General features: G+C 65.4%; 22 protein-coding genes. 10 read left to right on the plus strand and 12 right to left on the minus strand.

The genetic code is table 11. The annotated features are described in order from the left end of the window. Window positions 1–95 precede the first annotated feature (95 nt). Both ftsH and EC86_RS0108420 read right to left on the minus strand, forming a co-directional pair. Window positions 96–2,021: an ATP-dependent zinc metalloprotease FtsH gene (ftsH, locus tag EC86_RS0108415; RefSeq protein ID WP_029525220.1), complete on the minus strand. Its 1,926-nt coding sequence runs from the start codon at window positions 2,019–2,021 to the stop codon at window positions 96–98. A gap of 135 nt (window positions 2,022–2,156) precedes the next feature. After that, window positions 2,157–2,891 (minus strand): RlmE family RNA methyltransferase, encoded by a 735-nt coding sequence (locus EC86_RS0108420; RefSeq protein WP_029525221.1) that lies wholly within the window; start codon window positions 2,889–2,891, stop codon window positions 2,157–2,159. Window positions 2,892–2,931: 40 nt separating this feature from the next. Here EC86_RS0108420 and EC86_RS0108425 point away from each other — a divergent pair, with 40 nt between their 5' ends. The 6 genes from EC86_RS0108425 to madM all read left to right on the plus strand — a co-directional run bounded on the left by EC86_RS0108425 (window position 2,932) and on the right by madM (window position 8,692). Further along, window positions 2,932–3,408, plus strand: coding sequence for a YhbY family RNA-binding protein (locus EC86_RS0108425; protein WP_029525222.1), 477 nt, complete (start codon window positions 2,932–2,934; stop codon window positions 3,406–3,408). A gap of 107 nt (window positions 3,409–3,515) precedes the next feature. Next, window positions 3,516–5,567 carry a M3 family metallopeptidase gene (locus EC86_RS0108430; protein WP_029525223.1) on the plus strand — a complete coding sequence of 684 codons (2,052 nt, stop codon included), beginning with the start codon at window positions 3,516–3,518 and terminating at the stop codon, window positions 5,565–5,567. A gap of 40 nt (window positions 5,568–5,607) precedes the next feature. Further along, complete coding sequence (locus tag EC86_RS0108435; RefSeq protein ID WP_029525224.1) at window positions 5,608–6,291, plus strand: glutaredoxin family protein; 684 nt, start codon at window positions 5,608–5,610, stop codon at window positions 6,289–6,291. A gap of 121 nt (window positions 6,292–6,412) precedes the next feature. Further along, window positions 6,413–7,327, plus strand: a complete 915-nt coding sequence (locus EC86_RS0108440) for a LysR family transcriptional regulator (protein WP_029525225.1) — start codon at window positions 6,413–6,415, stop codon at window positions 7,325–7,327. A 181-nt stretch (window positions 7,328–7,508) separates the two neighbouring features. After that, window positions 7,509–7,922 (plus strand): malonate transporter subunit MadL, encoded by a 414-nt coding sequence (gene madL, locus EC86_RS0108445; RefSeq protein WP_029525226.1) that lies wholly within the window; start codon window positions 7,509–7,511, stop codon window positions 7,920–7,922. Beyond that, window positions 7,919–8,692 (plus strand): malonate transporter subunit MadM, encoded by a 774-nt coding sequence (gene madM, locus EC86_RS0108450; RefSeq protein ID WP_029525227.1) that lies wholly within the window; start codon window positions 7,919–7,921, stop codon window positions 8,690–8,692. Before madL ends, madM begins: the two co-directional genes overlap by 4 nt. 261 nt (window positions 8,693–8,953) lie before the next feature. Here madM and mdcH read toward each other — a convergent pair whose 3' ends face one another. From mdcH to rpiA, 9 genes are all read right to left on the minus strand, one after another. Continuing rightward, on the minus strand, window positions 8,954–9,889 hold the full coding sequence (gene mdcH / locus EC86_RS0108455; protein WP_029525228.1) for a malonate decarboxylase subunit epsilon: 936 nt from the start codon (window positions 9,887–9,889) through the stop codon (window positions 8,954–8,956). Then, on the minus strand, window positions 9,886–10,581 hold the full coding sequence (locus EC86_RS0108460; RefSeq protein WP_051675790.1) for a malonate decarboxylase holo-ACP synthase: 696 nt from the start codon (window positions 10,579–10,581) through the stop codon (window positions 9,886–9,888). Before EC86_RS0108460 ends, mdcH begins: the two co-directional genes overlap by 4 nt. Before the next feature lie 4 nt (window positions 10,582–10,585). Next, entirely contained in the window at window positions 10,586–11,392 is an 807-nt protein-coding gene (mdcE, locus tag EC86_RS0108465; protein WP_029525230.1) for a biotin-independent malonate decarboxylase subunit gamma, read from the minus strand. Further along, window positions 11,385–12,263 carry a biotin-independent malonate decarboxylase subunit beta gene (locus tag EC86_RS0108470; RefSeq protein ID WP_029525231.1) on the minus strand — a complete coding sequence of 293 codons (879 nt, stop codon included), beginning with the start codon at window positions 12,261–12,263 and terminating at the stop codon, window positions 11,385–11,387. The genes mdcE and EC86_RS0108470 overlap by 8 nt, the downstream gene beginning before the upstream one ends. Continuing rightward, window positions 12,260–12,583, minus strand: a complete 324-nt coding sequence (locus EC86_RS0108475; protein WP_029525232.1) for a malonate decarboxylase subunit delta — start codon at window positions 12,581–12,583, stop codon at window positions 12,260–12,262. Before EC86_RS0108475 ends, EC86_RS0108470 begins: the two co-directional genes overlap by 4 nt. 8 nt (window positions 12,584–12,591) lie before the next feature. After that, a complete protein-coding gene (locus EC86_RS0108480; RefSeq protein WP_029525233.1) occupies window positions 12,592–13,470 on the minus strand; it encodes a triphosphoribosyl-dephospho-CoA synthase in 879 nt (292 codons plus the stop codon). Beyond that, the gene (gene mdcA / locus EC86_RS0108485; protein WP_029525234.1) at window positions 13,470–15,128 is read right to left on the minus strand and encodes a malonate decarboxylase subunit alpha; all 1,659 of its coding nucleotides are present in this window, start codon (window positions 15,126–15,128) and stop codon (window positions 13,470–13,472) included. The genes EC86_RS0108480 and mdcA overlap by 1 nt, the downstream gene beginning before the upstream one ends. A 143-nt stretch (window positions 15,129–15,271) precedes the next feature. Continuing rightward, a complete protein-coding gene (locus EC86_RS0108490) occupies window positions 15,272–15,802 on the minus strand; it encodes a DUF2062 domain-containing protein (protein WP_029525235.1) in 531 nt (176 codons plus the stop codon). 98 nt (window positions 15,803–15,900) lie between these two features. Continuing rightward, a complete protein-coding gene (rpiA, locus tag EC86_RS0108495) occupies window positions 15,901–16,572 on the minus strand; it encodes a ribose-5-phosphate isomerase RpiA (protein ID WP_029525236.1) in 672 nt (223 codons plus the stop codon). A gap of 123 nt (window positions 16,573–16,695) precedes the next feature. On the opposite strand from rpiA, the gene EC86_RS0108500 reads away from it, so the two are divergent. The 4 genes from EC86_RS0108500 to EC86_RS0108515 all read left to right on the plus strand — a co-directional run bounded on the left by EC86_RS0108500 (window position 16,696) and on the right by EC86_RS0108515 (window position 21,988). Further along, complete coding sequence (locus EC86_RS0108500; protein ID WP_029525237.1) at window positions 16,696–17,748, plus strand: quinone-dependent dihydroorotate dehydrogenase; 1,053 nt, start codon at window positions 16,696–16,698, stop codon at window positions 17,746–17,748. Window positions 17,749–17,901: 153 nt separating this feature from the next. After that, on the plus strand, window positions 17,902–20,019 hold the full coding sequence (locus EC86_RS0108505; protein ID WP_084181235.1) for an oxidoreductase: 2,118 nt from the start codon (window positions 17,902–17,904) through the stop codon (window positions 20,017–20,019). Between the two features lie 194 nt (window positions 20,020–20,213). Next, entirely contained in the window at window positions 20,214–21,239 is a 1,026-nt protein-coding gene (locus tag EC86_RS0108510; RefSeq protein ID WP_156955261.1) for a hypothetical protein, read from the plus strand. Then, window positions 21,236–21,988: a FecR family protein gene (locus EC86_RS0108515; protein ID WP_029525240.1), complete on the plus strand. Its 753-nt coding sequence runs from the start codon at window positions 21,236–21,238 to the stop codon at window positions 21,986–21,988. The genes EC86_RS0108510 and EC86_RS0108515 overlap by 4 nt, the downstream gene beginning before the upstream one ends. A gap of 82 nt (window positions 21,989–22,070) precedes the next feature. On the opposite strand, the gene EC86_RS0108520 is transcribed toward EC86_RS0108515, so the two are convergent. Further along, complete coding sequence (locus EC86_RS0108520) at window positions 22,071–23,039, minus strand: Bug family tripartite tricarboxylate transporter substrate binding protein (RefSeq protein ID WP_029525241.1); 969 nt, start codon at window positions 23,037–23,039, stop codon at window positions 22,071–22,073. Window positions 23,040–23,063: the final 24 nt, after the last annotated feature.

The raw sequence follows: 23,063 nt of genomic DNA on the forward strand, positions 1-23,063 counted from the left end.
GGAATAGAGTCGCGCCGGAAACGGCAGGCCCAAAGAAAAACCGGGGACTGGCCCCGGTTTCTAGGATGTCTGGCGAATTGAACGAGTCAATTCAATCAGGCGGCGTTGGGCGCCGGGTCTGTCGTGACCGCAGGGCTGCCGCCACTGGGGCCATTGCCGCCGCTGCCGACGGAAGGATTGCGCGGCGTCCAGTCTTTCGGAGGACGCGGCTCCTTGCCGGCCATGATGTCGTCCATCTGTTCGACATCAATGGTTTCCCATTCCAGCAAGGCTTTGGCCATCGCGTGCATCTTGTCCTTGTTGCCTTCGATCAGCTTGCGCGCCAGGTCGTATTGCTGGTCAATGATGCGGCGCACCTCGGTATCGACCTTTTGCAGCGTCGCTTCGCTCATGTTGTTGGTCTTGGTCACCGACCGGCCCAGGAACACTTCGCCTTCGTTCTCTGCATAGACCATGGGGCCGAGCGCGTCCGTCATGCCGTAGCGCGTGACCATGTCGCGGGCCAGCGCCGTGGCGCGCTCGAAGTCGTTGCTCGCGCCGGTGGTCATCTGGTTCATGAACACTTCCTCGGCGATGCGGCCACCGAACAGCATGCTGATCTGGCTGAGCATGTATTCGCGGTCATAGCTGTAGCGGTCCTGCGCCGGCAGGCTCATCGTGACACCCAGGGCGCGGCCGCGCGGAATGATGGTGACCTTGTGGACCGGATCGCACTTGGGCAGCATCTTGCCCAGCAGCGCGTGGCCGGACTCGTGGTAAGCCGTGTTGCGTCGCTCTTCCTCGGGCATGACCATGCTCTTGCGCTCGGGACCCATGAGGATCTTATCCTTGGCCTTTTCAAAGTCCTGCATTTCCACCGTGCGGGCACTGCGGCGCGCGGCCATCAAGGCGGCTTCGTTGCAGAGATTGGCCAGGTCGGCGCCCGACATGCCGGGCGTGCCGCGTGCGATCACGCTGGGGTTCACGTCCTGGCCGAGCGGAACCTTGCGCATGTGGACATTGAGAATCTGCTCGCGACCGCGAATGTCGGGCAGCGTGACATACACCTGGCGGTCAAAACGACCGGGTCGCAGCAAGGCGGCATCCAGAATGTCAGGACGGTTGGTGGCAGCCACGACAATCACGCCGACATTGGTTTCAAACCCGTCCATCTCGACCAGCATCTGGTTGAGGGTCTGCTCGCGTTCGTCATTGCCTCCGCCGACACCGGCGCCACGCTGGCGGCCCACGGCATCGATTTCGTCGATGAAGATGATGCAGGGCGCATTTTTCTTGGCATTGTCGAACATGTCGCGAACACGGGCAGCGCCCACGCCGACAAACATTTCAACGAAATCGGATCCGGAAATCGAGAAAAAAGGAACCTTGGCTTCACCGGCGATGCCCTTGGCGAGCAATGTTTTACCGGTGCCTGGAGGGCCGACCAGCAACAGGCCGCGCGGAATACGGCCGCCGAGTTTCTGGAACTTGGCCGGGTCTTTCAGGAAATCGACCACTTCCTTGACTTCTTCCTTCGCCTCGTCGCAGCCTGCCACGTCGGCGAACGTCACGGTGTTGGTCGATTCATCGAGCATGCGCGCCTTGGATTTGCCAAAACTGAAGGCACCTCCCTTGCCGCCACCCTGCATTTGCCGCATGAAATACACCCACACGCCAATCAAGAGCAGCATTGGCCCCCAACTGACCAGCAGCGTCATGAGCAAGGAGCCTTCTTCACGCGCCTTGACATCGAACTTCACGTCGTTGGCGATCAGGTCGCCAATCAGGCCGCGATCCAAGTAAGTGGCCGTAGTCCGGATTTTGCGGTCATCGGTCGTGGTGGCCACGATTTCAGTGCCGCCCTGACCTTCGGCAATGGTTGCCGCCTTGATGCGCTTGCCGCGAACCTCTTCAAGAAACTCGGAGTAACCCAAGTAATTGGAGCCGGTGCCGGCCCGTGTGTCGAATTGCTTGAACACGGTGAAAAGCACCATGGCAATGACCAGCCAGATTGCTACTTTAGAAAACCACTGATTATTCAAGGACTGCTCCGATATATGAATCCAAAACCGATTGCATGGCACATGCGCCTCATTTTAGGCGTTTCAAGAGGCTGAACCGACGATTAAGGCTTTGCATCCCTTTGCACGGCACGGATTTAAGCGGATATTTCATCTTCACGTCACATTTTTCAGGCTCTTGCCCACCAAGAAGGTTTCAGAGGAATTTGAACGCGAAGCCTTGGGCTTCATGCGCTTGACCACCTTGAAGCTGGCCTGGAAAAGCTTGACCAGATCGTCATAGCCGCTGCCGTGAAACAGCTTGACGACCAGCGAGCCATCGGGTTTCATGCGGGACTGGGCAAACTCCACCGCCAGTTCGACGAGATGGGCAATTCGCGCCGCGTCCACCGACTCGATGCCGGACAGGTTGGGCGCCATGTCCGAAATCACCAGGTCCACCTTGACGGCGCCCTGCTCCGAGCGCAAGGCCTGCTCTAGTTTTTCCAGCACGTCGGGTTCCCGAAAGTCGCCCTGGATGAAGGACACGCCTTCGATCGGCTCCATGGGCAACAGGTCCAGCGCGATGATGCGGCCATTGAGCGCCCCCGCGGCGGCGCCAGTCGGCGAGAGCTTGCGCCGCACATACTGGCTCCAGGCGCCCGGCGTGCTGCCCAGGTCGACCACGCAGTCGCCGGGCTTGACCAGACCCAGTGTTTCATCCATTTCCTTGAGCTTGAAGGCCGCGCGGGCGCGGTAGCCCTCCTTGCGGGCCTGCTTCACATAGGGGTCGTTGATATGGTCGTGCAGCCACGCCTTGTTGACTTTTTTACCTTTTGCATCACCCTTGGCGGCGACCTTGGTGGTCGATTTGGGCAGCAGTTTGTGATCTGACTTGGCATTTACTTTCATGGGCCTATTGTCGTCTTCCCGACACCACCGATAATTGCGCATGGCTCAAATACAACTTACCCCTGCCCAGCGCAAAGACCACCGCGCTGAAGCGCACCATCTCAATGCCGTCGTGATGATCGGCTCCGACGGCCTCACCGACAACGTGAAAAAGGAAATCGACGCCGCCTTGAGCGCCCATGGCCTGATCAAGGTACGGGTCCAGTCCGACGACCGCGCAGGCCGCGAAGACATGTTCCGCTCACTGGCCGAGGAACTCGACGCCGCGCCCATCCAGCACATCGGCAAGCTGCTGGTGTTCTGGCGGCCGGTTCCCGAAAAGGAGAAAAAAGTCAGCGAAGACCGCATGGCCGGCCCGCGCGATGTCAAGGTCCTCAAGAACAGCTCGCGCTACGGCCAGCGGCCGGAAGTCAAGACCCTGCGCGTGCTCGGTAACCAGCGCCTCACCCCGGGCGGCAGCGTCAAGCGCGCCAAGCCCAGGCAGCAGGTCAGCGTCAAGAAACGCTCGCAAGACTGAACTGGCTCCAAGACCTCAACCGACCTCGCTGGTCGGTTTTGCGTTTTCATGACCAAAAACACGCCGGCAGCCTTTAGATTTAACCCACCCGCCCACAGCTAGACCTGATGACCAATCCACTCCTCGATTTCTCCGACCTACCCCTGTTTGACCAGATCCTGCCCGAGCACGTTGGCCCGGCGATGGACGACTTGCTCGCCAAGGCTGAAACGGCGCTGGCGCAGGTCACGGCCGCCGACTTTGCGGCGACCTGGAGCGGCATTGCCGGCGTGCTCGACGTGGCGACCGAAAACCTGGGCCGCGCCTGGGGCGCCGTCAGCCACCTCAACAGCGTGGCGGACACGCCCGAGCTGCGTGCCGCCTACAACGCCGCCCTGCCCCGCGTCACCGAATTCTGGACCCGCCTGGGTGCCGACGAACGCCTGTATGCCAAGTACAAGGCCATCGACGTGGCCAGCCTGAACGACGAGCAGCGCCAGGCGCACAAGAACGCCATCCGCAACTTTGTGCTCTCGGGTGCCGAACTGTCGGGTGCCGCCAAGGAGCGATTCGCGCAAATCCAGGAGCGACAGGCCGAACTCAGCCAGAAATTCAGCGAAAACTCGCTCGACGCCACCGATGTCTTTGCCTACTACGCCACTGATGACGAAGTGGCTGGCATTCCAGAAGACGTGCTTGAAACCGCCAAGGCGCAGGCCGAAGCCGAAGGCAAGGCCGGCTACCGGCTCAGCCTGAAAATGCCCAGCTACCTGCCAGTGATGCAGTTCGCCGAAAGCAGCGCCTTGCGCGAAAAGCTCTACAAGGCCTACACCACGCGTGCCAGCGACCAGGCGCCGGCCGAATTCAGCCAGTTCGACAACAGCGCCGTGATGCGCGAGATCCTGGCCTTGCGCCAGGAAGAATCCCGACTACTGGGCTACCAGAATTTCGGCGAAGTCTCGGTGGTGGCCAAGATGGCCAAGTCACCTGAAGAAGTCGTGACCTTCCTGCGCGACCTGGCCCGGCGCGCCCGGCCCTATGCAGAAAAGGACATTGCCGACCTGCGCAGGTTCGCGGAAGAGAAACTCAACCAGACCGACCCCCAGCCCTGGGACTATGCCTACATCGGCGAAAAGCTCAAGGAAGCGCGCTACGCCTTCAGCGAGCAGGAAGTCAAGCAGTACTTCACCGCGCCCAAGGTGCTGGCGGGCCTGTTCACTATTGTCGAAACCCTGTTCGAGGTGCAGATTCGCGAGGATTCAGCGCCGGTCTGGAAACCCGGCGTGGCTTTTTACCGCATCGAGCGCGACGGCCAGCTGGTCGGCCAGTTCTACCTTGACCAGCCGGCACGCACCGGCAAACGCGGCGGCGCCTGGATGGACGATGTGCGCGCCCGCTGGTTGCGCCCCGACACCGGCAAGCTGCAAACGCCGGTGGCGCACCTGGTCTGCAATTTCGCCGAAGGCGCGGGCGGCAAGCCGGCCCTGCTGACACACGACAACGTCACCACGCTGTTTCACGAATTCGGCCACGGCCTGCACCACATGCTCACGCAGGTCAACGAACACGATGTCTCGGGCATCAGCGGCGTCGAATGGGATGCGGTCGAGCTGCCAAGCCAGTTCATGGAAAACTTCTGCTGGGAGTGGGAAGTGCTCAGGCAGATGACGGCGCATGTCGAGACCGGCGAGCCGCTACCGCGCGCGTTGTTCGACAAGATGCTGGCTGCCAAGAACTTCCAGAGCGGCATGCAGACGCTGCGCCAGGTCGAGTTCTCGCTGTTCGACATGCTGCTGCACACCTCGCACAACCCCGAAGAAGACCTGATGGGCCTGCTCAACGAGGTGCGCCGCGAAGTGGCTGTGATTTCCGCCCCGGCCTACAGCCGCACGGCGCACACCTTCAGCCATATTTTTTCCGGCGGCTACGCGGCCGGCTACTACAGCTACAAGTGGGCTGAAGTGCTGTCGGCCGACGCCTATGCGGCCTTTGAAGAAACCGCAGCCGCCAACGACGAAGCCGGAAGCGACAAATCGACGGTCAGCGTGCAAGCCGGCAGGAAATACCGCACGGCCATCCTGGAAGCCGGCGGAAGCCGTCCGGCCATGGAATCGTTCAAGGCTTTTCGGGGCCGCGAACCTTCACTTGACGCCTTGCTGCGCCATCAGGGCATGGCTTGAGCCGCATGCTGAACATGCTTGGCAGAACCGGACCGACCCCATGAAATCAAGAGCATTGTGTTTTTCTGCATCCAGGGCATTGCTGGCGCTGGTGCTGGCAGCCGGTGCCGTGACTGCATTGCAGGCGCAGGCCCAGCAGGTTTACCGCATCGTCGGACCCGATGGCAAGGTGACATTTTCCGACCGGCTGCCGTCCGTCCCGGTCAACGGCGCCAAAGTCAGCGAAGACAGTGCCGACACGCCAGGCGGCGCTGCCGTCGCGGCCGGCCTGCCGTTCGAACTCCGCCAGGTGGCGCTCAAATACCCGGTAGTTTTGTACACCGGCGACAACTGCGCACCCTGCGGCGCGGGCCGCTCGCTACTGACCAGCCGGGGCGTCCCGTTCAGCGAAAAGACCGTCAGGACGGCCGCCGACACCGAAGCGCTGCAGCGCCTGAGCGGTGAAGCGTCACTGCCCTTCCTGACCATTGGCAGCCAGCAGCTCAAGGGCTTTTCGGATGCGGAATGGACCCAGTTCCTGAACGCCGCCGGCTATCCGAAGTCGTCAACCTTGCTGTCCGGCTACCGAATGCCTGCGCCAGTGCCATTGGTAACGGCTGCGACTTTACCGGCAGCGCCCCCTTCTGGCGAAGGCAACGCGCCGAAAGCGGCAGTGAAAACCCCTGCCGCACGTCCGGTACAGACACCCGCCGACAGCAGCAACCCGGCCGGCATCAAATTCTGAACAAGGTCAGCGAAATCTAGTTTCTGCCTGACGATTTCCGCAATGGCGCCGGGTAACAGCGGCGTCATGTCCGATGGTTTTGCGCTGTACATTTGGCACAATACGGCTCAGAAAGACCGCCATGCACCACCGTATCAGCGAAGAAATTACCTTCCGCAAGCTGGAGGTTTTGCTGGCCTATATGGAAACCGGCAACCTGTCGCGTGCGGCCGAGCTGCTCGATGTCAGCACGGTCAGCGTGCATCGCGCGCTGCATTCGCTCGAAGAAGGGGTGCGCTGCAACCTGTTCCGCCACGAAGGCCGCAACCTGTTGCCCACCGATGCCGCACAGGTGCTGGCCGAAGTGGCGCGCGACGTGCTCAAGCTGATGGCCAACGGCATCAACGCGACCCGGCAGGCCGGTGGCTATGCGGCCGACAGCATCAGGATTGGCTCGCTCTATTCGCTCACCATCAAGACCGTGCCCACGCTCATCATGGGCCTCAAGCTGCGCAAGCCCGAATTGCAGACCGAACTGATTCTGGGCTCGAATGCCGACCTGCTGCAAAAGCTCAGGCAGGGCGTGGTCGATGCGACCCTGATGACGGTGCCAGAAGGCGAGGCCGACATTGAATCCATTGCGCTGTTCGACGACGACATCTACTTTGCAGCCCCCGTCGGCTCCCGCTACGCGAACCTGAACTCCGTGGACCTGAGCTCCTGCGCCGACGAGCGCTTTGTCAGCCTGACCGAGGGCTTTGCCACCTACTCGGGCTTCATCGAAGCCTTTCGCGTTGCCGGCTTCACGCCCAACATCGCCATGAAGGTAGGCGACATCTTCTCGCTGATGAACCTGGTCAGCGGCGGCATTGGCTGCACGCTGCTGCCGGGCCGGGTGCGCGACGTGATTCCCAACAAAGTGCAGCTGATCCCGCTGCAGCCCAGGTTCCTGATGCGCCAGCACATCGGCCTGAACTTCCTGCGCACCCGCGAGCGCGACCCCAACCTGCTGGCCCTGGCGTCGGTCTGCCGCCTGTCCAGGCAGGCGCTAGCGTGACTTCAGGGTTAACCCTCGACTGTTTCATCCACTGAAATCGTGACGCCAGCGCGTTAATTGATCTGCCTTGACGCCGCCGATAAAGTTGCGGCCAAGAAGCCAACGCGGCAAGCCTTCCGGCTCGTGCGGGACCCGGTTTCGACTATCCGGCCGCACAGGCCGCACAAAGGAGACAAGCATCATGATCATCTACGGGGTAGCGCTGCTGTCCATCTGTACCTTGCTCGGAGTACTGATCGGCGACCTGCTGGGCGCGGCAATCGGTGTCAAGGCGAATGTGGGGGGCGTCGGTTTCGCGATGCTTCTGCTGCTGTTTGTTTCCGAGCATCTCAAGGGCCGCGGCCGCTTCGTGCAGCAGTCGTCGCAGGGCGTGGCTTTCTGGACGGCCATGTACATCCCGATCGTGGTGGCCATGGCGGCGCAGCAAAACGTGCTGGGCGCGATCAAGGGAGGCCCGATGGCCCTCATCGCCGGCGCCCTGGCGACTGTGGTCTGCTTCGCGCTGATTCCGGTCATCGACCGCATCGGCAGGCCTAAACCGCAGTTGGCAGAGCAGCAGCCGTCCGGCCAGCACCGCCCAGGGGAAACAGCATGACCGGCACGCTTGACACGTTGACCAACGTGCTCGTCAAGAACGGGCTGCTGACGGCTTTCGCGGTCGTGGGCATCACGATGTGGGTGTCGTACGTGCTGTCGGCGCGGCTGACACGCGGCCACCTGCAGGGTTCGGCCCTGGCCATCATGCTGGGGCTGCTGATGGCCTACATCGGCGGCGTCGTGACCGGCGGCAAGAACGGCGTGGTGGACCTCAAGCTGCTGAGCGGCGTCGGGCTGCTGGGCGGCGCCATGCTGCGCGACTTCGCCATTGTGTCAACCGCCTATGGCGCCACCCTGACGGACATGCGCAAGTGCGGCGTCAGCGGCATTGTCTCGCTGTTCCTGGGCGTGGTGCTGTCCTTTGTCGTCGGCGGTGCCGTGGCAATGGCTTTCGGCTATACCGACGCGGTCAGCATTGCCACCATCGGCGCCGGCGCGGTGACCTACATCGTCGGGCCGGTCACCGGCGCGGCCATCGGCGCCAGCTCCGAGCTGATCGCGCTGAGCATCGCGGCGGGCCTGGTGAAGTCGGTGATGGTCATGATCGGCACGCCTTTCTTTGCCAAGTACATCGGCCTGGACAATCCGCGCACGGCCATGGTTTTCGGCGGCATGATGGGCACCACCAGCGGCGTCTGCGGCGGCCTGGCGGCGGTGGACCCCAAGCTGGTGCCCTACGGCGCCATGACCTCGACTTTTTATACCGGACTGGGTTGCCTGATGGGGCCGTCGGTGCTGTTCTTCGCCACCCGGGCGTTGATCGGGTAATGCGAATTCAACCTGATCGTTCATCACGGCGTTCAAGGCGACTGACGGCTTTCCGCTACTGAATTGATAGCCTCTTGCGCAGCCTACACCTGCGCAAGAGGCCTATTTGATGCTTAAAAGTTGCGGGCTCGTTAAAACCGGACGTGCTCCAGGCTGGAGCAGCCCCCTTCACGGCGTTGAACCCCATGGCTCACGCCGCCGTGCTTTTGCAGAGCCGGCGGCGTTTCTACATCCATCTTCCGCATCCATTCACCCCGATGCCTATTGTTCGCGCTGCCGCTCCCGCGCCATCAGGACCGCCAGGGTGTCGGAGCGCGTGTCGGCGGCGGCCACCGACAGGGCCTCGGGAAACGCCAGCGCGCCGAGCTTGGTCAGCACGCTGCCCGGCGGCATTTCCACGCTCAGGCGAACGCCCTGCTCGTGGGCCAGCACGGTGGTGTCGTGCCATTTCACCGGCAAGGCCATGTTGCGCGCCAGGTCGTCGGCGATGCGGGCGGGCGACGCCAGCGCGCGGCCCAGGCTGGCGCTGAAGTAGCGCAGGCGCGGCGCGGCCACCGGCACGCCGGCAAAGGCCAGCGCCAGTTCGGCGGCCGGCGCATCGAGCAGCGGGCAATGCGACGGGACACTGATCGCCACCGGCTTGGCGGCGTAGGCGCCCAGCGTCTGGGCCAGTTCGGCCACGCGCGCCATGGCGGCGTGTTCGCCGGCAATCACCAGTTGCGTCGGGGCATTGATGTTGGCCAGGTACACGGGCGATTTGGGGGAATGAATTCGGGCGATGAGCGGCTCCAGCGCGGCCCGCTCCAGGCCCAGGATCGCGGTCATGCCGTAGCCGCCGGGATAGGCCGCCTCCATCAGCCGGGCGCGCCGCTCGACCTGCCGCAGCGCATCGGCATAGGACAGCACCGACGCCACCACCGCCGCCGGATAAGCACCCACAGACAGGCCGGCGACAGCGTCGGGCGGACCGGCCTCGTGGATCAGGTGGCGTGCCGTGGCAACGCCGGCGATCAGCAAGGCGAGCTGGACCGCGACCGACGAGCGCAGCGCCTCGGCGCTGTCCAGCGCCAGCGCGTCACGGCCCAGCACGTCGCTGGCTTCGTCCATCACCTCGCGAACGAGCGCGTTCCGCGGCAGCGTATGCAGCATGCCGGCGCGTTGCGCGCCCTGGCCCGGAAAGGTGAACAGGATGCTCATGCCGGCATGGCGCGGCAGGCGGCATCGAAAAAAGCCACATCCGGAACCGACCAGGCGTCATCGGTCAGGATCGGGCCACCGCTGGTCTTGAGCAGGACCGGCCCGCCGGTGCGAACCCATTCCTGCAAGGCAAAGGCGCCGAACGGCGTCTCGACCTGCGCATCGACGCGCGCCGCGACATTGCGCAGCAGCTGGGCGGCCGCGCGCAGCGCATCGGCATCGGTCGCCAGCGGCGCGCGCAGGATCAGGTCCAGGTCGCTGTCGGGGCGCAGCACGTCAAGGCCGCTGGCCAGCGAAAAGCCGACGCCGCCGGTCACGCCCCACGCCAGCGGCAGGGCATCCAGCGCGGGGCCGAGCCGGGCCAGCGCCTGCAGGCAGGCCAGCGGCGATTCGTGCACCCGGGCACGGCCTGCCGCGCTGCGTGCAATTTCCTCCGGTTTGAGCACCCGCACGACGTCGCGAGCCGACAGCCGTGCCGCGCAGCGCTTGCTGCGCGTGCTGCCGCGCAGCCCCACCGGCACTTGGGCCGGATCGGCCAGCGTGGCCCGGCGCACCACGACCGGCGCCACGGCAAGCCAGGCCGGCGTGGCCCACGGCGGCGGCGCTCCTGAAAAAATCAGTGCTGACGCATCTTCCAGCCACAGCAAATCGTGCGGCCTGTAGCCAGGATCGAGCGTGGCCGGCGAAGTCACCCCTTCACCATTGCGCGCGCAGCTTCTCGCGCACCAGCGTTGACGCCTGCCGGTTGGCGCCGCCCAGGCGGCTGCGCAAGTCAGGCGCGGGGTCGGTCTTGATATTGTCCAGCGCGGCCACGAGCGCGCCATGCACCAGCTCCACGTCGGCGGCCGACGGCTGTTCGGCGCTGTCCACGTCCACCAGCTTCCACAGCAAGCCCAACGTGGCGTAACTGGCAATGTCGTAGGCCATCGGCGGCACGTCGGCCGCCAGCCGCTCCAGGTCCTCGACGCTGCGCAGCGTCACGCGGGCGGCGGCGGCCTTGCCCATCGCATGCACCATCACGCCGTCGTCCTTCAGCGCAATCAGCCGGTTGGCCTGGTAGCCGTGGGCCAGGAAGGCGCCGGACATGGCCTTGCCGACGATCAGGCCGATCACCGGGTGGCCGTGCTGGCGCGCCTGCGCATAGGCCCCGGCCGCGCCGGCCAGCGCCTGGTGGATGCCAAAGGCCTCCTCGCGCCGGCCATAGGCTTGGCTGCTGACGTCGATCACCGCGACGATGGCGCGTTTGGCGCCGTCTCGATCCGCCGCGATGGCCTCGTGCACGGCCTGCGCCAGCGCCCAGCCTTCGATCAGTCCGGTCTCGCCGGTGCGGGCGCGCGGGTAGCTGCTTTCGGCGTCCGGCACGACCGCGATGTAACGCGCCGGCTGGCCCGCCAGCGGCGCGTCCACCACGCGCACCGACGGCGGGTAGCCGGGCAGGCCAGTGGTGTTGCCGGTCAGGGCGGCCAGCCAGGTGGCGCCACGGCTCAAAGGGTTTTCATTCATGCTTGGCTCCTGCGCTGTTGACGTGGTTGACGTAATAGACCTGCCGCACGATGTCGGGCGTGGCCTGGACACTCGCGTCGTAAGACGCCAGCCGTTCGAGGTACAGGCCGTACTGGTCGCTGCGCTCGACCTTGGGCCGGCCACGCCGCAGCAGACCGACGACGGTATTGCGGATTTCCGTGGTGTCGTCCTGAACATAGGCATCGACCAGCCCGGTGCGAAAACGCTGCTCGCCCCCGGTGAAACTCCAGATGAACGGCCGGTCGCGCGAATCGTATTCGGCGATGCCGGCTTCCTGCTCGATGACCTGCGGCCCGTTCAGGCCCAGCCGCGCCTCGCGCGTGACCACCAGGTAGCTGCACAGGCCGGCGGCAATCGACATGCCGCCGAAGCAGCCCACGCTGCCGGCCACCACGCCGATGACCGGCTGGTATTGCCGCAAATCGACAATCGCCGAATGGATCTCGGCAATCGCGGCCAGGCCCAGGTTGGCCTCCTGCAGGCGCACGCCGCCGGTTTCAAACAGGATCACGGCGCGCGTCGGCACGCCCTGGCGGTTGTCCCCGGCGGCCAGTTCCAGCGCGCCGGCTATTTTTGCGCCGCCGACCTCGCCCAGGCTGCCGCCCTGGAACGCGCCTTCAATCGCCAGCACGACGGCCGGCTGGCCGTCGATCCGACCCTTGCCGACTACCACGCCGTCGTCCGATTGCGTGACCACGCCCTGCCGCGCCAGCCACGGCGAGGTCACGCGCTCGAACGGGTCGATGAGTTCGCGAAACGTTCCGGCATCGAGCAGCGCGCGCACCCGGGCGCGGGCGTCGAGTTCGACAAAGCTGCCTTGCCCCATCAGGCTCAAGGGTGAATTGCTCATGATGCTTCTCCTGCCGCAGCGTCGCCCAGTGCCTGGAAAGCCTGCGCCACGCGCATGCCGACCACGCCCGGCGTCGCGCCAAAGTCATTGATCTCAAGCGCTACCGCAGGCCATCCCTGCGCATCGGCCTTGAACAGCCGGTCAAGCTGCGCCTGCCAGACTGCGCCATAGCCATTGACCGATGTCGTCACGCGGACGCGGGTCTGCCCCGGCGTGCCCGGCTCCAGCAGCACTTCGAGGTCGCCGGAGCCAACCACGCCGACCATCACTCGCCCGCCAGCGGGCTGCCCCGCCTGGTACTGAAAATCAAAGGTTTCCATAGAAGCTTTCAAAAAAGTGAAGGCCTGCGGACCCGAAGGTCCAGGCGATCGAGGAACAAGGTAGCGGCCAGCAGATCGGCCGCACCGCCCGGCGAGGCATTCAAGGCCAGCGCTCGTGCATCGAGCTGATGCAACAGACGCCGGCCCGTCAGGCTGGCCACGCCGCCTCCGGCCAGCACGGCGGCGGCATCGTCTTGCAGCGCCCGCAGCGCGGCCGGCCCGGCCCGGGACAGCACGCAGGTGTCGTCCAGGCCACTCAGAATGGCCAGCAGCGCATTGAGCCGGGATGCCGTCTCGCTGTCGCCGCGTGAGCGGCTGCGCTGCAGCTCGGGCAGACCGCGCTCGATGACCTGCGGAAAGCCAGCCTGCGCCTGGCCGCGCGCGCCGGCCACGCCAAAGTCGCGGCAGGCGCGTTCGCCCTTGTTGCCGGTTACACGCGGTGCGTGGCGATCCGGCAGTTGGGCGATGGTGGCGGCAAGCCGCGCCGTTCGCGCCGGGCTGGCCGCCTCCAGATCCATCGCTGCGCCCGCCACCAGCAGGCCCATCGCCCAGATCGCGCCTCTATGGGTGTTGATGCCCTGCGTGGCCTTCATCATGGCCGCCTCGGCTTCGCGGCCAAGCCGGCCCAGCGATTCGCGCAGCGCCAGCGTGGGCGCACCGGCAGCGCAGGCGGCCTCGGCCATTTCAGCGAATGCCGGCGTCAGCGCGCGGGCCGAGCGGCACATCAGGTCCAGGTCCAGGTCGGTGTGGGCGCCCCGGCCCCGGCGGTCCACCAGCCCCGGCTTGGGCGTCAGCCGCACTTCATCGAGCAGCGCGCCCACCGCCTGCGCGGCCAGCCAGGTCGAGCCGCCCTGCGCCGGGGAAAATGCAAGGTCCAGCGCCGCCATCACCAGCTCCTGAACCGGGCCGGCGGCTCGTACAGCCCGCCCGACCAGTCCACCAGATCGGCCATGCTCTTGGCCGCTAGCAGCGAGCGCGTGGCTTCGGAGCGGTTCACGCCCAGGTCTTCGGGCAGCGCAATAAGCCCTTCGCTGCGCATGCGGCGCGTCTGGGCCGGGTCGTGCCGCAAGCCGATGGGCGTGACGCCCGCCACGGCGGCAATCATCGCGCGGCGCTGCTCCAGCGACTGCGCCTTGTAGAGATAGGCAATGCCTTCCTCGGTCAGGACATGCGTCACGTCGTCGCCGTAGATCATCACCGGCGCCAGCGCCATGCCCGAATCCTTGGCGACTTGCACCGCGTCGAGTTCCTCGACAAAGGTCGGCTTGCCACCGGCCTGGAAGGTCTCGACCATCTGCACCACCAGCTTGCGGCCCTTCTCCAGCGGGCTGTCGGTCTGCAGCATGTCCAGCCAGGCGGGCGTGCAGTGGCGGCGGCCGCCGGGTTGGTGGCCCATGTTGGGCGCGCCGCCAAAGCCCGACAGCCGGCCCCGCGTGACGGTCGAGGAATGGCCGTCGCCGTCGATCTGCAGCGTCGAGCCGATGAACAGGTCCACCGCGTACTGGCCGGCGAGCTGGCACAGCGCGCGGTTCGAGCGCATCGAGCCGTCGGCGCCGGTGAAGAACACATCGGGCCGCGCCGCGACGTACTTTTCCATGCCCAGTTCGCCGCCGAAGGAATGCACGCTCTCGACCCAGCCCGACTCGATGGCCGGGATCAGCGAAGGGTGCGGGTTGAGCGCCCAGTGGCGGCAGATCTTGCCCTTGAGCCCGAGCGACTCGCCGTAGGTCGGCAAGATCAGTTCGATCGCGGCGGTGTTGAAGCCGATGCCGTGGTTGAGCGACTGCACCTGGTGGCGCTCGTAGATGCCGCGAATCGCCATCATCGCCATCAGGATATGCACCGGCTTGATCAGGCGCGGGTCGCGGGTGAACAGCGGCTCGATGAAAAACGGCTTGTCGGCCTTGACCACGAAGTCGATCCACGAACCCGGAATATCGACGCGCGGCAGGTCGCCCACGTCGTCCACGATCTCGTTGACCTGCGCGATCACGATGCCGTCGCGAAAGGTCGCTGCCTCGACCAGCGCGGGTGTGTCCTCGGTGCTGGCGCCGGTGTAGAGGTTGCCGGCGCGGTCGGCCGTGAAGCCGGCGATCAGCACGACGTTCGGCGTCAGGTCGATGTACAGGCGCGCATACAGCTCGATGTAGGTGTGGATGGCGCCGATCTCTAACTGCCCGTCTTCAAGCAGCTGCGAGATGCGCAGGCTCTGCGAGCCTGCGTAGGAAAAATCGAGCTTGCGGGCAATGCCGCTTTCAAACAGGTCCAGGTGCTCGGCGCGGCTGACGCTGGGGATGATCATGTGCAGGCCATTGACGCGCGCCGGATCAACCTGGGCCAGCGAACGCGACAGGAAATCGGCCTGCTTCTGGTTGTTGCCCTCCAGCACCACGCGGTCGCCCGGCGCAATCAGCGATTCAAGGAAGGAAACAATGTCGGCGGTTGGAACCACCCGCCCGTCGGTGAAGGCGGCGGCGCGCGCCAGGCGCCGTTTCTTTTCGGTCCGGCGGGTATCCCACGACCGGTTGCTGGGTTGAGTCTGCATGCTTGCTCCATAAAATCGCTTTGAAAGCAACCATATTCGAGCGGGCTGGCCGGATCAATGAACCTTGCCGTGGATTCATTACGCTGGGCGCAAAGGTTGCGGCCGGGAAAGTCGAAAAAACCATGGTCGGCGGCAGGCAGGCCTCAACGCATTCTGCTGCGCCGTTTCGACACCGTCCGCCATCGCCATACCAGCGAGATCAATCCATAGCTGAGCAGCCCCATCAGCACGGCGGTGATGCACAGCCCGACCACCAGCGGCTTGCCCAGCGCGGCGATGCGCTGCCACAGGTTCAGGGTGTTTTCGATTTCCTGCGTGCCGATGACTTCGATCTCCCTTGGCGGCACCTTCTCACCCGTGACCCAGACGCCCAGCCGGTAGGCGCCGTAGTAAATTGGCGCGAAGGTCAGCGGATTGCTGACCAGCGTGCTGGCCACGGCAGCCGGAACGTTGGCGCGCAGCAGCATGGCCGCGCCCACCGAGAGCGGAATCTGCGCAACCGGAATCAAGAGACCAAAAAAGACGCCCACGGCCACGCCCATCGCCACGCCGCGCCGGGACCAGTGCCAGAGCTTGGGCTGGTCCAGCCACGGGCCGAGCCAGGCCAGCCAGCGGTTGCGGCTGATCTGCTCACGGGTCGGGATGCGGGCGCGCAATCGTTCAAGCAGACTCATGTCATGGCTTCCGGGCGGACAAGCGGCTTGCAGGGCACTGATCGCGACTCCTGGCGGATGGAGGCAAGGGGCATGGCGCCTTGAAAAGGCAAATGCGGTCAGAACACCAGGGTTTCAACGCCCTCGTCGGTTCCCAGCAGGCACACATGCGCCTTCTGGAAGGCAAACACGCCGACCGTCACCACGCCGGGCCACTGGCTGACCAGCGACTCGAAGGCCAGCGGCTCGGCGATCTTCAGACCAGTCACGTCCAGGATGTGCTGGCCGTTGTCGGTCACCAGCGGCTGGCCGTTCTTGTGGCGCACGGTGGCCGCGCCGCCCATCGCTTCGAACTGGCGCGCAATGCGCCGGGCGGCCATGGGAATGACCTCGACCGGCAGCGGAAAGCCGCCCAGCGTGGCGACATATTTGGACTTGTCGGCGATGCAGATGAACCGGCGCGACTGGGCCGCGACGATCTTTTCGCGCGTCAGCGCCGCGCCGCCGCCCTTGACCATGTTGCCGGCGTGGTCGATCTCGTCGGCGCCGTCGATGTACACCGCCAGTTCGTCCACCTCGGCGGCGTCGAACACCTTGATGCCCAGCGCTTGCAGCCGCTCGGTCGAGGCGTTCGAGCTGGACACGGCCCCTTGAATCCGGTCCTTCATGGTGGCCAGCGCATCGATGAACTTGTTGACGGTCGAGCCGGTGCCGACGCCGACGATGCTGCCGTCCTCGACGTAATACAGGGCGGCTTGGCCGACCAGGGTTTTGAGTTCGTCTTGGGTCATGGGGTGCCTTGCGTCAATGGGTTGGAGTGAAACGGGTTTTGCGACAATCAGGGCTCATGCCTTGCGGGCCACGGCGCTTTGCCAGACCCGCGCACATCCACCGCTCTCTGCCCGAATTATCCAATGTCCCTGCTTCCCTACGCCCTGGCCCGTCCCTTTTTATTCGGGCTTGATCCCGAAACCGCCCATGACCTGACCATGGCGTCACTGGCGCGCACCCAGGGCACGCCGCTGTCAGCCCTGTATTGCGGCACGCGGGTCAGCGACCCGGTCCAGCTTGCCGGCCTGAGCTTTCCCAACCGGGTGGGCATGGCCGCCGGACTGGACAAGAACGCCCGCTGCATCGACGGCCTGGCCGCCATGGGTTTCGGCTTTGTCGAGGTTGGCACGGTGACGCCCAAGGCCCAGCCGGGCAACCCGAAGCCGCGCATGTTCCGCCTGCCCGAAGCCCGCGCGCTGATCAATCGGCTGGGCTTCAACAACGACGGGCTGGACGCCTTTCTGGCCAACGTGCAGAAGTCGAGCGTTCGCAAGCCAGGCGCGAAAAGCACGCTGCTGCTGGGCCTGAACATTGGCAAGAACGCCGCCACGCCGATGGAAAACGCGGTGGACGACTACCTGATCTGCCTCGACGGCGTGTACCCGCATGCCGACTACGTGACCGTCAATATTTCCAGCCCCAACACCAAGAACCTGCGCGCGCTGCAAAGCGACGAGGCGCTGGACGCGCTGCTCGGCCGCATCGCCGAGCGCCGCGAAGTCTTGGCCCGTCAACATGGCAAGCGCGTGCCGATCTTCGTCAAGATTGCACCCGACCTGGACGACGCGCAGGTCGAAGTGATTGCCGCCACGCTGAAACGCCACGCCATGGACGGCGTGGTCGCCACCAACACCACGCTGAGCCGCGACGCCGTCAAGGGCCTGCGGCACGCCGATGAAGCCGGCGGCCTGAGCGGCGCGCCAGTGCTTGAAGCCAGCAACCGCGTCATCGGCCAGTTGCGCGCCGCGCTGGGCAAGGGCTTTCCCATCATCGGCGTGGGCGGCGTGATGAGCGGGCTGGACGCGGTGTCCAAGATCAAGGCCGGCGCCGACGTGGTGCAGATCTACACCGGCCTGATCTACAAAGGCCCGGCGCTCGTCACCGAAGCCGCCAATGCGATCAAAATATGCCTCTAGCGCAATAACAACGGGCGTATGCAGCTATTATTTTCATAGTTCACACGCTGCCTGAATATCCCGTCAGGGTTTTCCCGCAGGCGCGGTGAGGCGTGTCACCTGGAGCACCGCCAGCGCTGCCCAAGGCCCTTTTCCACTTTTCCAGCGGCTACCATGCAGTCCACCCCCCTGACCCGGAGACTGCACTTGGCCCTACCCACTTCTGCTAACCCACCTGCCTTCCCGCACCTGCTGGCGCCGCTCGACCTGGGCTTCACCACGCTGAAAAACCGGGTGCTGATGGGCAGCATGCACACCGGGCTGGAAGACGGCCGCAAGCATTTTCCCGCCATGGCCGCCTACTTTGCCGAACGCGCGCGCGGCGGCGTCGGGCTGATGGTGACCGGCGGCTTTGCGCCCAACATCGCCGGCTGGACCAAGCCGTTTGCCGGCATGCTCGTCACCTCGGGCGCGGCGCGGCGCCACAGGCAGGTCACCGATGCGGTGCATCTGGAGGGCGGCAAGATTGCGCTGCAAATTTTGCACACCGGCCGCTACGGCTACCACCCGCTGTGCGTCGCGCCGTCGCGCATCCAGAGCCCGATTTCACCGTTCACGCCTTACGCGCTGAGCGCCGGCGGCATCGAGCGGCAAATCCGCGCCTTCGTCCGCTGCGCCCAGCTGGCGCGCGAGGCCGGCTACGACGGCGTCGAGATCATGGGCAGCGAAGGCTACCTGATCAACCAGTTCCTGGTCACCCACACCAACCAGCGCACCGACGACTGGGGCGGCAGCTATGCCAACCGGATGCGGCTTGCCGTCGAGATCGTGCGGCGCACGCGCGAAGCCGTCGGGCCGGACTTCATCCTGATCTACCGCCTGTCGCTGATCGACCTGATTCCGGACGGCAGCAGCTGGACGGAGGTGGTGCAGCTCGCCAAGGCCGTCGAGGCGGCAGGCGCCACCCTGATCAACAGCGGCATCGGCTGGCATGAGGCGCGCGTGCCGACGATTGCCACCTCGGTGCCGCGCGGCGCCTTCACCTGGGTCACCAAAAAGCTGCGCACCGAACTGCGCGCCGCTGGTTTGACGATTCCGGTCATCACCAGCAACCGGCTGAACATGCCCGAAGTCGCCGAGCAGGTGCTGGCGGACGGCTGCGCCGACATGTTCAGCATGGCGCGGCCTTTCCTGGCCGACCCGGAATTCGTCAACAAAGCCGCGCAGGGCCGCAGCCAGGACATCAACACCTGCATCGCCTGCAACCAGGCCTGCCTGGACCATGCGTTCAAGGCCAAACTGGCGAGCTGCCTGGTCAACCCCCGCGCCGGGCATGAAACCGAACTGCTCATCCGCATGGCCCCGGCCAGAAAACGCGTGGCGGTGGTGGGCGCCGGCCCCGCCGGCCTGGCAGCCGCCACGACGCTGGCCGGGCGCGGCCACTACGTGACGCTGTTCGATGCCGCGGGCGAGATCGGCGGCCAGTTCAACCTGGCCCGGCGCGTTCCCGGCAAGGAAGAGTTTGCTGAAACCCTGCGCTACTTCGGCCGCCGCCTTGAACAAACCGGCATCACGCTGCGGCTGAACACCCGCGTGGAAGCGGCCGAACTGGTGCTGGAGCGCTTTGACGAGGTCATCCTGGCCACCGGCGTCACGCCGCGCAACCCGCGCATTGCCGGCCAGGAGCATCCCCGGGTGCTGAGCTACATCGACGTGCTGCGTGGCCGCCAGGCGGTTGGCGAGCGTGTGGCGCTGATCGGCGCGGGCGGCATCGGCTTTGACGTCGCCGAGTTTCTGGTCACGCCGCCGGGCCATTCGACGGCGCTGGACCTGCCGGCCTGGCTGGCCGAATGGGGCGTGGCCGACCCCGGCACGGTGCGCGGTGGCGTGGTGCGTCCGCACATCACACCGCCGGCGCGTCAGGTCACGCTGCTGCAACGCAAGGCCGGCAAGATGGGTGCCGGCCTGGGCAAGACCACCGGCTGGATTCACCGGGCGGCGCTGAAGATGAAAAACGTCGAAATGGTCTCGGGCGTGAACTACGAGCGCATTGGCGATCACGGCTCAGGCGTAGGCCTGTTCATCACGCAGGGCTCCAAACGCGAAAACGCCAGCGTGATCGAAGTGGACCATATCGTCCTGTGCGCCGGCCAGGAGCCGCTGCGCGAGCTGCTGGAGCCGCTGCGCGCCGCCGGCATGAAGACGCACCTGATTGGCGGCGCCGACGAGGCCGGCGAACTCGACGCCAAGCGGGCAATCGACCAGGGAACGCGGCTGGCGGCATTGCTGTAGCGGGCGGACCGGCCGGCCGGCTTGCTCCTCGTCAATGGCTTTGAAAGCGCTCCACCCGCTTCACTGCGTAACATCAGTTACCCGATCAGCGAAACTTTCTGCCGCCTGGAATGCCGACATCCAGCGGCTGTGCGTATAGAGTTGGCAGGCATCCGGCCGGTGCCCGCCGCAGCCCGCCATCGACCCTGGCACTGATGAGCACGCGACAAGCCTGCCGGACCGGCTTGAAACACATCGGGGTGGCGGCCATGGAACTGCTTGCGCGGCTCAAGGAATCGATTGCCTGGCTCGGCGGTGCGCTGGCCGCGCTGACGGCCATCTGCTATGCCACCGGCTACTACGCCTTTCATGCCCACCTGACGATGCTCGGGCTTGGCCGCGTGGTGGACTTCAAGCACGAAGACATGCTGCTGGAGGGCGCGCGCTTCTTTTTCGCCGTCACGGCCCACCTGCTGCAGATGGTGCTGGCCCTGGGCGCCGGAGGCGTCGGCGTGCTGGTGTTGCTGGCGCTTCTGGGCGAAATCGGGCCGCTGGCCCGAGGTGGGCGGCGTGCGGGCGAATGGCTGGCCCAACGGCGCGCCGCGCTGGCTGCGGCGCGCCCGTCGCTCAAGGGCACGCTGCTGCTGACGGCGCTGGTGGTCTTGCTGATTGCGCACACCGACCGTTTTTTCTACCCGCTGCTGGCGCTGGGGCGCATCGACAGTCTGCTGTTTCGCACCGGCGCGCAGGCCACGGCGGAATGCCGGGCCTTGATCCCGGTGGCTGGCAGCGGATTGCCGCCGGCCGTGGCGGCTTCGCTCCTGATGCAGGGCGAGCGCTGCAATGTCTTCCTGCTGGCCGAGTTCCGGCGCCTGCTCGACGGCTACCTGGTGCTGCTGATCGCCATCGGCGCGTCGTTTTCCTTCACCGCAGCCATCCGGCCCGAGATGCTGGCGCGGGCCTGCCGGCTGGTGCTGGCCGTCTATGGAATGGTGTACACGCTCTTGCTGCCGATTGCCTTCGGCATCCTGGTGCGGGCGGCGGTCTATCCGGTGGCCAGCCTTGAATTCAAGGACGGTGCGCTGGCCAGCGGCAACCTCATGACGCGCAACGACAAAAGCCTGTTGCTGTGGCTTCCCGCCGAGCGAAAAGCCGTGTGGTTTCCAAGCGAAACCATTGCCCGACTTCAGGTGACGGGCCAGGCCAACCTGTTTTTAGTTCCCGAAGGAGGAGCCAAATGACCCTGCCCCGCATTCCCCGTCCGTCCAGCCGCTTCAGCCTGGCCCTGCTGCTGGCGCTGCTGCCGGCCTGCGCGCCGCTGCCGCCCACGCCCACGCCCACGCCCGGCCAGGGACAGGGGCCGCCGGTGCTGCGCCCGGTCGGCCGCATCACTTCCATCGAGGGACCGAATGCGTTTGTCGACCGGGGCAACCATGGCGCCGGCCAGCCCGCCCAGCTGGGCCAGGCGCTGCTGGCCGGCGACCGCTTCTACACCGGACCGGGAACGCGCATGAAGATCGATTTCTGGAACGGCGGCTATATCGAAATCGACGAAAACACCGACCCCAGCCTGTTCCAGGACCTGAACTGCCTGGTGGTCAGCCTGTTTCGCAGCGGCCGGATTTTTGTCGACAAGTCCAATGCCTGCGTCGAATCGCTGGGCACCAAAAGCCAGCAGTTCAGCAAGGTGGCCTATTCCGTGATGCCGGCGGGCGCTTACCTGCAGATCACCGTGGTCGAGGGCGAGGCCCGCACCCTGGAGCCCGCGCCGGCCACGGTTCCGGCAGGCTGGCGCATCGACCTGACGGGTCGCGGCCTGCTGGGCGACGGCCGCGCCTACCGGGTGCCCGAGGAAGCAATCCGCCAGTCCATCGGCTGGACGCAGTACTACCGCAACCGCATCCGCAGCACGCCGGCGCCTGAATTCCCGATGTTCAGGTTTCCCCGTCCGCAGTATCCAACGCCCCAGACGCCGCGCAGGCCAGGATGAACATCCCGCTATTAAATCAGTAGCCCTCCATGCCCGCAGTGCATGCGCAAAGTGCCATTTTCACTATAAACATCAGGCGTTTTCAGTCCAGCTTGATGCTGGCCTGCTCGACGACCTTGGCCCAGCGGGCTTTTTCGCGGTTGAAGAATTCGTCCTGCTGCACCGGCGTCATGGTCACCACTTCGGCGCCCTGCCCGGCCAGCTTGGCGCGGATGTCGGGATGGCGGATGATCTTGATCAGTTCGGCATTCAGGCGGTTCAGGATCGCGGGCGGCGTGCCATTGGCCACCAGGATGCCTTGCCAGGTGCCGGACTCGAAGTTGGTCAGCCCCTGCTCGGCCAGCGTCGGCACATTGCCGATCAGCGGCATGCGGCTGCTCTTGGAAACGCCCAATATCTTGAGCTTGCCGCTCTGCACGAACGGCAAGGTCGCCAGCATGCCGTTCATCAGCACCTGCGTTTGCCCGGCAATCGTGTCGGTGATCGCCTGCGAGCCGCCTTTGTACGGGATGTACTGCCATTTGGCGCCGCTGGCGCGCTCGACCGCCACGCCAGCCAGGTGCGGCGCGCTGCCCATGGCGGTGACGGCGAAGTTCAGCTCGGTTTTCTTCGACAGCGCCACCAGTTCCTTCAGGTTGCTGGCCGGCACCGAAGGATGGACCACCAGCAAATGCGGCGAATACGCCAGCATGGTCACGCCGCGCAGGTCCTTGGCCGGATCGAACGGCAGCTTGGTATAGACCGACGGGCTGATGGCCAGTGCGCCGGTGTCGCACAGCAGCAGCGTGTAGCCGTCGGGCGCCGACTTGGCGACGTAATCGGCGCCCAGATTGCCGTTGGCGCCTGCCTTGTTCTCGACGATGACCGACTGCTTGAGCGCTTCCGACAGCGGCTGGGCGATAGAGCGGGCAATGATGTCCGAGGAGCCGCCCGGCGGGTACGGCACCACGATGCGGATCGGCTTGGCCGGCCAGTTGGGCGACTGCGCGCTGGCGGCACCCAGCCCGAGGGCCAGTGAAGCGCCGATGAGGTCACGTCGGTTGAGGGACATGCGTTGTACTCCTGAATGTTTCAA

It is taken from the genome of Polaromonas glacialis, from assembly GCF_000709345.1.
GTDB lineage: Bacteria > Pseudomonadota > Gammaproteobacteria > Burkholderiales > Burkholderiaceae_C > Polaromonas > Polaromonas glacialis.

Coding starts and splice junctions, on each gene's coding strand:
- EC86_RS0108420 (WP_029525221.1), bottom strand. CDS start 2,891: ATGAAAGTAAATGCCAAGTCAGATCACAAACTGCTGCCCAAATCGACC.
- EC86_RS0108425 (WP_029525222.1), top strand. CDS start 2,932: ATGGCTCAAATACAACTTACCCCTGCCCAGCGCAAAGACCACCGCGCT.
- EC86_RS0108430 (WP_029525223.1), top strand. CDS start 3,516: ATGACCAATCCACTCCTCGATTTCTCCGACCTACCCCTGTTTGACCAG.
- EC86_RS0108435 (WP_029525224.1), top strand. CDS start 5,608: ATGAAATCAAGAGCATTGTGTTTTTCTGCATCCAGGGCATTGCTGGCG.
- EC86_RS0108440 (WP_029525225.1), top strand. CDS start 6,413: ATGCACCACCGTATCAGCGAAGAAATTACCTTCCGCAAGCTGGAGGTT.
- madL (WP_029525226.1), top strand. CDS start 7,509: ATGATCATCTACGGGGTAGCGCTGCTGTCCATCTGTACCTTGCTCGGA.
- madM (WP_029525227.1), top strand. CDS start 7,919: ATGACCGGCACGCTTGACACGTTGACCAACGTGCTCGTCAAGAACGGG.
- mdcH (WP_029525228.1), bottom strand. CDS start 9,889: ATGAGCATCCTGTTCACCTTTCCGGGCCAGGGCGCGCAACGCGCCGGC.
- mdcE (WP_029525230.1), bottom strand. CDS start 11,392: ATGAATGAAAACCCTTTGAGCCGTGGCGCCACCTGGCTGGCCGCCCTG.
- EC86_RS0108470 (WP_029525231.1), bottom strand. CDS start 12,263: ATGAGCAATTCACCCTTGAGCCTGATGGGGCAAGGCAGCTTTGTCGAA.
- EC86_RS0108475 (WP_029525232.1), bottom strand. CDS start 12,583: ATGGAAACCTTTGATTTTCAGTACCAGGCGGGGCAGCCCGCTGGCGGG.
- EC86_RS0108480 (WP_029525233.1), bottom strand. CDS start 13,470: ATGGCGGCGCTGGACCTTGCATTTTCCCCGGCGCAGGGCGGCTCGACC.
- mdcA (WP_029525234.1), bottom strand. CDS start 15,128: ATGCAGACTCAACCCAGCAACCGGTCGTGGGATACCCGCCGGACCGAA.
- EC86_RS0108490 (WP_029525235.1), bottom strand. CDS start 15,802: ATGAGTCTGCTTGAACGATTGCGCGCCCGCATCCCGACCCGTGAGCAG.
- rpiA (WP_029525236.1), bottom strand. CDS start 16,572: ATGACCCAAGACGAACTCAAAACCCTGGTCGGCCAAGCCGCCCTGTAT.
- EC86_RS0108500 (WP_029525237.1), top strand. CDS start 16,696: ATGTCCCTGCTTCCCTACGCCCTGGCCCGTCCCTTTTTATTCGGGCTT.
- EC86_RS0108505 (WP_084181235.1), top strand. CDS start 17,902: ATGCAGTCCACCCCCCTGACCCGGAGACTGCACTTGGCCCTACCCACT.
- EC86_RS0108510 (WP_156955261.1), top strand. CDS start 20,214: ATGAGCACGCGACAAGCCTGCCGGACCGGCTTGAAACACATCGGGGTG.
- EC86_RS0108515 (WP_029525240.1), top strand. CDS start 21,236: ATGACCCTGCCCCGCATTCCCCGTCCGTCCAGCCGCTTCAGCCTGGCC.
- EC86_RS0108520 (WP_029525241.1), bottom strand. CDS start 23,039: ATGTCCCTCAACCGACGTGACCTCATCGGCGCTTCACTGGCCCTCGGG.